The 7,237-nt window shown below is 74.1% G+C and carries 6 protein-coding genes and 1 pseudogene; 4 read left to right on the top strand and 3 right to left on the bottom strand.

What is annotated here, in order from left to right:
* Positions 1-1,173: pseudogene (locus tag KUM39_RS25940) on the top strand (hypothetical protein); the annotation flags it as partial.
* A 207-nt stretch (positions 1,174-1,380) separates the two neighbouring features.
* On the opposite strand, the gene KUM39_RS25935 reads toward KUM39_RS25940, so the two are convergent.
* Entirely contained in the window at positions 1,381-2,706 is a 1,326-nt protein-coding gene (locus tag KUM39_RS25935) for an ABC transporter substrate-binding protein (protein ID WP_217788200.1), read from the bottom strand.
* A gap of 117 nt (positions 2,707-2,823) precedes the next feature.
* On the opposite strand from KUM39_RS25935, the gene KUM39_RS25930 reads away from it, so the two are divergent.
* The 3 genes from KUM39_RS25930 (at position 2,824) to KUM39_RS25920 (ending at position 5,102) form a co-directional block, all read left to right on the top strand.
* Positions 2,824-3,333: an SCO4402 family protein gene (locus KUM39_RS25930; protein ID WP_217788199.1), complete on the top strand. Its 510-nt coding sequence runs from the start codon at positions 2,824-2,826 to the stop codon at positions 3,331-3,333.
* Positions 3,334-3,429: 96 nt separating this feature from the next.
* Positions 3,430-4,311 carry a formyltetrahydrofolate deformylase gene (gene purU, locus KUM39_RS25925; RefSeq protein WP_217788198.1) on the top strand — a complete coding sequence of 294 codons (882 nt, stop codon included), beginning with the start codon at positions 3,430-3,432 and terminating at the stop codon, positions 4,309-4,311.
* 11 nt (positions 4,312-4,322) lie between these two features.
* Positions 4,323-5,102, top strand: coding sequence for an SDR family NAD(P)-dependent oxidoreductase (locus tag KUM39_RS25920; protein WP_217788197.1), 780 nt, complete (start codon positions 4,323-4,325; stop codon positions 5,100-5,102).
* A 45-nt stretch (positions 5,103-5,147) separates the two neighbouring features.
* Here KUM39_RS25920 and KUM39_RS25915 read toward each other — a convergent pair whose 3' ends face one another.
* Positions 5,148-6,473 carry a maleylpyruvate isomerase mycothiol-dependent enzyme family protein gene (locus KUM39_RS25915; RefSeq protein WP_372455818.1) on the bottom strand — a complete coding sequence of 442 codons (1,326 nt, stop codon included), beginning with the start codon at positions 6,471-6,473 and terminating at the stop codon, positions 5,148-5,150.
* The gene (locus KUM39_RS25910) at positions 6,470-7,159 is read right to left on the bottom strand and encodes a sigma-70 family RNA polymerase sigma factor (protein ID WP_217788196.1); all 690 of its coding nucleotides are present in this window, start codon (positions 7,157-7,159) and stop codon (positions 6,470-6,472) included. The genes KUM39_RS25915 and KUM39_RS25910 overlap by 4 nt, the downstream gene beginning before the upstream one ends.
* Positions 7,160-7,237: the final 78 nt, after the last annotated feature.

The following is a 7,237-nucleotide window of genomic DNA, read 5'->3' as shown; positions in this document are numbered from 1 at the left end:
GCCCCGTCCGCGCCGCAGTCGGGCGGGGCCCCCCCGCCCGCCGCCCCGCTGCCCCCGGCCGTACCGGACGCCTACCGGCCCGGCCTGCCGTACGGCGCGGACGAGGGTGCCACGCAGTACATACCGCCGGTCCCGCAGGGCCGTGCCGACGAGGGCGCCACGCAGTTCCTGCCGCCGGTGTCCGGCGGCGCGCTTCCCCCGGAGGCGGCCGGACACCACGGCGGCCGGCCCGGCGGGGACGCCGACGCCACGCAGTACATACCCCCGTACGGCGCCCAGCAGGGCCGGCACGGGCAGCCGGGGCAGCAGGGTGGTGGCGAGCGGCAGCCTCCGGCCGAGTTCGACAACCTGTTCCGGGGCGATCCGGCGGGCGGGGTGGCCGGGTCCACGCAGCAGATGCCCCGTGTGCAGGACGCGCACCCGTATCCCGGCTCCGGACCCGCCCCGCTGCGGCAGCGGCGGGACGACGGCAGCATGGACGACGACGGGTACGGCGGCGGTGGCGGCGGGCGCGGTGGTGGCGGCGGCGGACGCGGCCGGTCCCGGGTGCCGCTGATCGCCGCGATCGGCGTGGGCATCGTCGTCGTGGGCGTCGGCGCGGGCGCCCTGCTCAGCGGCGGTGACGGCGACGGCGGGAGCGGCGACGGCAAGACGGCCGCGGCCACCGCGCCCGCCGACCCGTCCGGCTCCCCCTCGGCCTCCTCCGACGCGGCCGACCCGGCGAAGGAGCAGGCCGTCGCGCTCGACAAGCTGCTCGGTGACAGCGGCGGCAGCCGGGCCACCGTGGTCCGCTCGGTCGAGAACATCAAGCGGTGCGACAGCCTTCCGCAGGCCGCCTCCGACCTGCGCGGCGCGGCCAAGCAGCGCGCCGGGCTGGTCACCAGCCTCGGCAAGCTGTCCGTGGACAAGCTGCCGAACAACGCGGCGCTGACCGCCGCGCTGACCGCCGCCTGGAAGGCGTCGGCCGCCGCCGACAGCCACTACGCGGCCTGGGCCGACCAGACCGCCGGGAAGAAGGGGTGCAAGGACGGCCACGCCCGGACCACCCCGCAGGTCCAGGCGGGCAACCGGGAGTCCGGCACCGCGAGCGCCCAGAAGGCCAAGGCGGCGGCGCTCTGGAACGCCATCGCCGGGAAGTACGGGCTCACGCAGCGCCAGCCGATCCAGCTCTGAGCGTTCCCGAACCGGTCGGCGGCGGGCGGGGCGGGGGCGGGTGCGCTTTCCCCGGGGGAGGCGCCCGGCCCGTTCGTGTGGTGTGGGCGCACATGTGGTCCCGCCACATGTGGTCCGGGTCCATGTGGGATGCGCACATGTGGTCCGGGCCCATGTGGCCCTGCCCCATAGGGGACGCGCACATGTGCGTGTCCCCCGGTTCGTGTCTCAGTCCACGTCGGTGTTCTCCAGGACCGCCGTCATGTCGGCGGTGCCGTCGGAGCGGGCCCCCGCGGTGCGCGTGGCGGCGACGAGCCGACCCTGCCGTACCACCTGGAGCGACACGTCCGCGTTGACCAGGCGGGGGAGGCCGACGCCCGCGAGCTTGCTCTCGGACGGCCAGTGCAGGGTGGGGGTGAGCCCGCCGGTGGACACCCGCAGCCCGTCGTCCAGGGTCTTGCGCACACTGTCGGCCGTGACGTCTCCGTCCCCGATCTTCCGCACGGCGGCCGACAGCACGGTGTAGGCGATCCACGTGGTCTGCACACCCGCGTCGGCGGGGTCGATGCTGTTGTCCCCGAACGCCTCCTGGTTGATCACCTTCTTCATCGGGTCCCAGCGGATGTCCGACGCGGGCGGGTACCAGCCGGTGATGTACGCCCCCTCGTACGGGCCCGACGCACCGCCGGTCGCGTTGATCACGGTCTGGTCCACGCTGCCCAGCACGGTCGCGGTGGCCACCGACGGGTAGTCGGCGCGGGCCCGGCGGAAGGAGTCCATGAAGGTGTCGGTGCGGTCGCCCAGCGCGGGCACCACACAGCCCTTGCGGCCCTGGTCGGCCGACGCGGCACCCAGCGCGCGGTCGGACTGCGCGCCGTACTCGGTGGCGTCCTCGGCGGCGAGCTGGTCCTCGGCCGCCGCGTGTCCGGCCGCCTTCAGACCCGCGTCCAGCACGGGCGGCAGCTGGTCGCCCGCGATGCTGTCCGGCCGTACCAGCGACACCGGGCCGCAGGTGGCGCCGAGCGCCCGGCCGAGCCCGGCCAGCAGCGCGGGCTGCCCGCCGTTCACCGGGTAGGACACGTGTCCGGTGAACTCGTCGTTGGTGACGCCGTAGCCGCCTATGTAGGGGATGCCCGCGCTCTCCAGCGGGGCGAGGAAGGACTCCGCGAACTGGCTGTACGAGCCGACCACCGCGACCGCGCCCTCGTCCACCGCGCGCCGGGCGCACCGCGCGGCGCCGACGCTGTCGTTGCGCTCGTTGCAGGTCAGGACCTCCAGCCTGCGGCCGTTCAGACCGCCGCGGGAGTCGATCCACCGGCCGTAGGCGCGGGCCATCGCGGGCATGCCGGGCTTGTTGGTGGCGTCGGTGCCCTGCGGCGCCCACGTCATCACCCTGACCGGGCCGTCCCCGCCCCCCGAGGTGCCCGGCACGATGCCGCACCCCGCGGTCAGCGCGGCGACGGCCGCCAGCGCGCCCGCCGACAGGGCGGTCGCTCTGCCGTGCCGGTCGAGAAACGGAACGAGGGTGCTGCGGGTGCGTCGCCTGCCGGTCATGCGTCCGCACGTTTCCCTCACACCGCTAACCCCGGAGTGACCCGTGCTTCACGCGAGGTGACATCGGGGTGAATTGCGGGGGCCGGTGGGGCGTCCGTGGCGAAGAACGTACGATCGATGACCGTGCGAGCTCAGCAGAACCCGGAGAACCCTTCCCGTCGCGGCCGTCGCTCGGCCACCATGAGCGGTATGCCACTGAACGACATGCCGTGGTGGCGCTGGCGCAGCAACGTGCGTTCCGCGCTGCACATGCTCTCCGACCCCGATTTCCAGCGGAACGTCTGGCTGGCCGGTACCGAGGGGTACGGCGACGTCACCGACGCCGTGTACCGGCTGGTGGAGGACACCTGGCTGGACAACTGGTCGGCGGAGAAGTACGTCGGCACGATCTTCCGGGACTCCCAGGAGGCGGCCCTCGTGGACACCGCCGTGCTGCGGGTGCTGCGGATCATGCACCAGGTCGGCCCGGACGCCCCGGTCGCCGCGTACCTCGACCACCAGGACTGGCCGGAGGCGGTCCGCGCGGCCCGCGACGCGCACGTGCGGATGGCGGCGAGCGACGGGGACGACCCGGAGGCGGCGCCGCGCAGCCTGGAGGTGCTGCGGATCATGACGCGGGCCGCGTAGGGCCGCGTAGGGCTGCGTCCGAGCGGCCCCGGTCGTGGTGGTCCGCCCTGCGGACGGCGCGCCGTCGGCGGGGGCCGGTGTGGGACCCTGTGGAGCATGAGCGAGCAGTCCAGTCGGGCCGCGGCCCCCGCCGAGCAGTACGTCCTCACCCTCTCCTGCCCGGACAAGCAGGGCATCGTGCACGCCGTGTCGAGCTACCTGTTCATGACCGGCTGCAACATCGAGGACAGCCAGCAGTTCGGCGACCACGACACGGGTCTGTTCTTCATGCGCGTCCACTTCTCCGCGGAGGCCCCGGTCGCGCTGGACAAGCTGCGCGCGAGCTTCGCGGCGATCGGTGACGCCTTCCACATGGACTGGCAACTGCACCGGGCCGACGAGCGGATGCGGATCGTGCTGATGGTCAGCAGGTTCGGGCACTGCCTGAACGACCTGTTGTTCCGCGCCAGTACCGGAGCGCTTCCCGTGGAGATCGCGGCCGTGGTGTCCAACCACACCGACTTCGAGGAACTGGTGGGGTCGTACAACATCCGCTTCCACCACATCCCGGTGACCCGCGACACCAAGGAGCAGGCCGAGGCGCGGCTGCTGGAGGTCGTGGACGAGGCGGGCGTCGAACTGGTCGTCCTCGCCCGCTACATGCAGGTCCTCTCCGACGACCTGTGCAAGCGGCTCAGCGGCCGGATCATCAACATCCACCACTCCTTCCTGCCGAGCTTCAAGGGCGCCAAGCCGTACCACCAGGCGCACACCCGGGGCGTGAAGCTGATCGGCGCCACCGCGCACTACGTCACCGCCGACCTGGACGAGGGACCGATCATCGAGCAGGAGGTCGAGCGGGTGGGCCACGAGGTCACCCCGGACCAGCTCGTCGCCGTCGGCCGGGACGTGGAGTGCCAGGCGCTGGCCCGCGCGGTCAAGTGGCACGCCGAGCGCCGCATCCTGCTCAACGGCCGCCGCACGGTCGTCTTCGCCTGATCGGCCCTCCTGTGACCTCACGCGACTACCTCTCCGGCCTCTTCTCCCTCGACGGCCGGACGGCCGTGGTGACCGGCGGCAGCTCCGGCATCGGCCGCGCGATCACGGCCGCGCTGGCGCGCGCCGGGGCGCGTACCGTCGCCGTCGCGCGCTCCGCGGATCGCCTCGCCGCCGTCACCGCCGAACTGACCGCCGAGGGCTGTACGGCGGGCTGGGCCGCCGGTGATCTCGGCACCCGTACGGGCGTCCGCGCGGCGGCGGAGGCGGCGGCCGGGGTGTTCGGCGAGCCGGACATCCTCGTCAACTGCGCCGGGATCAACCTCCGTCCACCGCTGGACGAGCTGGACGAGACGGTGTGGGACGCCACCATGTCGGTCAACCTGGAGGCGCCGTTCCTGCTGGGACAGCGCTTCGGCCCCGGCATGGCCGAGCGCGGGTACGGCCGGATCGTCCACGTCAGCTCGCAGCAGGCGCACCGCGCGTTCGTGCACAGCGGTGCCTACGGCGTCTCCAAGGGCGCGCTGGAATCGCTGGCCCGCTCGCAGGCGGAGGCGTGGTCGCCGCACGGGGTCACCTGCAACACCCTGGTGCCGGGCTTCGTCATGACCCCGCTCAACGAACGGCTGTCCTCCGACCCCGAGCGGGTGGCCGCCCTCGCGGCCCGCACGATGACCGGCCGCAACGGCCTCGCGGACGACTTCGCCGGGGCGGCCGTGTTCCTCGCCTCCCCGGCCTCCGCCTATGTCACCGGCCAGTCGCTCCACGTGGACGGCGGCTTCTCCGTCCACTGACGACGGATGCCCCAACGGGCGCTTGGACCAGCCCTGTTGGCGCGGCTACATGCGGCTCATCCCCGCCGTGGCGAACAGCACGTCACGGACGGCGGTACGGTCGCCCTCCTGGCCGACGGCCGCGTCGTCCGGGGGGACGTGTCCGGCGGCCAGGCGGCAGAACTCCACGCCGTCCAGGGCGACATGGGCCACCTCCAGATCGGCGGAGCCCACGGCGGCGGGGGAGTCCAGGGGGATGAACCACTCGCCGCCCGAGGCGCCCTCGATCTCCAGACGCACACTGCGTCCCGGAGCGCCCGCGCGGACCAGGTGCGGGGCGCGGCCCGGCGTGGAGCGCCCGGCGAGCCGCCGATCGGCGAGCGCGGCCGGGAGCATGCGCGCGGTGAGCTCGATCATCCGGCTCAAGTGCCGCGGCCCGGGCGGGTCGTAGGGGTAGGCGACCGCCTCCGCGATGTCCTCGGCGTGAATCCAGCACGCGAAGGCGCGGTCCAGCATCGCGTCGTGCAGGGGGAGTTCGAAGCCGCCGTAGGGGACACCGAGGCCGCCCGCGGTGCTGCCGGTGAAGGAGACCGTGCGCACCAGATCGTGGGTCTGGTCCCGCCACGGCGTCCACACGGAGCGGTTCCCCGGGCCGCGGGCGGAGCGCCAGAACGCCTCGGTGCGCCCGGCCGGGTCCGCCGGGTGCCCCTCGCCAGCCGGGGCCACCGGGTCCTCAAGGCCGAGCGCGGTGGCGACGAGCCCGTCCACCGCCAGCAGATGCGCGATGACCCCGGCGACCGTGGTGCCACGGCTGGCCGGGACGTCCCCGTCGTACCAGCGCAGCCGCACCGGCGCCCGCCACTCCGCCTCGCCGAAGTCCTGGAGCAGCGCGTCCAGCCGGGCGGTCTCCGCGTCGTACGGCACCGCCCAGTCGGGGACCGGGATGCGCGGCGGGCGGCGGGTGAGGCAGCTCTCCAGGACCCGGGTGCGCAGCGCCGGGTCGAGGTCCAGGTTCTCCGGCTGGTGCAGCAGACCGACCGCCTCGCGCAGCCGCCGCGCCTCCTCGGCGCAGGTGCCGCAGGAGCCGAGGTGGATCTCGACGGCGGCCGTCTCCGCCACCGAACAGGCGGCCAGCGCCCAGGCGCCGAGCAGCGATTTCAGGACGTCGTGCGACAGGTCGAGCGCCACCGGCAGCAGCTCGCCCAGCTCCGCGAGACCGGGCAGCGGACGGTCGCCGTCCTCCACCGAGGCGCGGGGCAGCGGTATCAGCGGTGAACGCCCGCGCCGGGCCAGGGGATGGCGCACCGGCTCGCTCGAACGGCCGTCTCCGCAGGCCCCGTTGCCGTGGTCCCGTTCGCCGTAGTCGTCGTACTCCTCGGGGCCGCCGTTCACACCGCACCCCCGTACCCCTGCCAGGTGCCGAAGTCATGGGCGGAGGAGAGCAGTTGGAGGCCGAGGCGGAGCCGTCGGCGGGCCTCGTCCTCGGTGACGCCGAGTTCGGCGGCGGTCTGGCGGTAGTCGCGGCGCTGGAAGTAGGCCAGTTCGAGCGCCTCGCGCAGCGGGGTCGGCATGGAGTGCACGATGTAGTCGGCACGGGCGGCGACCGAGGCGCGGCGCACCTTCCGCTCCAGCGTCTCCGGCGCGTCGGCGCCGTGGGGACCCGAGTCGTACGGGACGGTGGCCGCGCCGTAGCCGCTGTCGTACGGGTCGGTGTCGTACCGGTCACCGGTGCCGTGCGCCGGTGTGCCGCCGTCCGCCGGGTCGTACGCGTTGCCCAGGAGGGCGGCGGTCTCGGTGGCCCGGAGCCGCCGTACCGCGAGCCGGTTGGTGACCGCCGCGATCCAGGAGCGCAGCTGGCCCTGGCGGGGGTCGTAGGTCTCGGGGTGCTCCCAGACGTGCGCGAAGACCTCGCGGGTGACCGCGTCGGCGGCCTGCTCGTCGCCGAGGACGCGGTGCGCGAGGCTGTGCACCAGTGAGGCGAAGCGGTCGTACAGTTCGCCGAGCGCGGCGGCCTCGCCGCGGGCGAGCCGCTGCTGCATCTTGCGGTCCCCACGGGGTGTCAGGTCCTTCTGCGCCATGTGCCCCTCCCCTCGCTCGTGCCCGGTGTGTCCGGCGTCTCGGTCCAGCGTCTCGGCCCCGCACCCTCGAATGTAGTC

The sequence above is a fragment of the Streptomyces corallincola genome, from assembly GCF_019104725.1.
GTDB classification, from domain to species: domain Bacteria; phylum Actinomycetota; class Actinomycetes; order Streptomycetales; family Streptomycetaceae; genus Streptomyces; species Streptomyces corallincola.
Note: the sequence above shows the minus strand (reverse complement) of the source record. Positions and strands in the feature narration are given on the sequence as shown.

What these genes read in the sequence shown, in the direction of transcription:
- purU (WP_217788198.1), top strand. Translation starts at nt 3,430, where the DNA reads ATGAGCGAGCAGTCCAGTCGGGCCGCGGCCCCCGCCGAGCAGTACGTC.
- KUM39_RS25910 (WP_217788196.1), bottom strand. Translation starts at nt 7,159, where the DNA reads ATGGCGCAGAAGGACCTGACACCCCGTGGGGACCGCAAGATGCAGCAG.
- KUM39_RS25930 (WP_217788199.1), top strand. Translation starts at nt 2,824, where the DNA reads ATGACCGTGCGAGCTCAGCAGAACCCGGAGAACCCTTCCCGTCGCGGC.
- KUM39_RS25935 (WP_217788200.1), bottom strand. Translation starts at nt 2,706, where the DNA reads ATGACCGGCAGGCGACGCACCCGCAGCACCCTCGTTCCGTTTCTCGAC.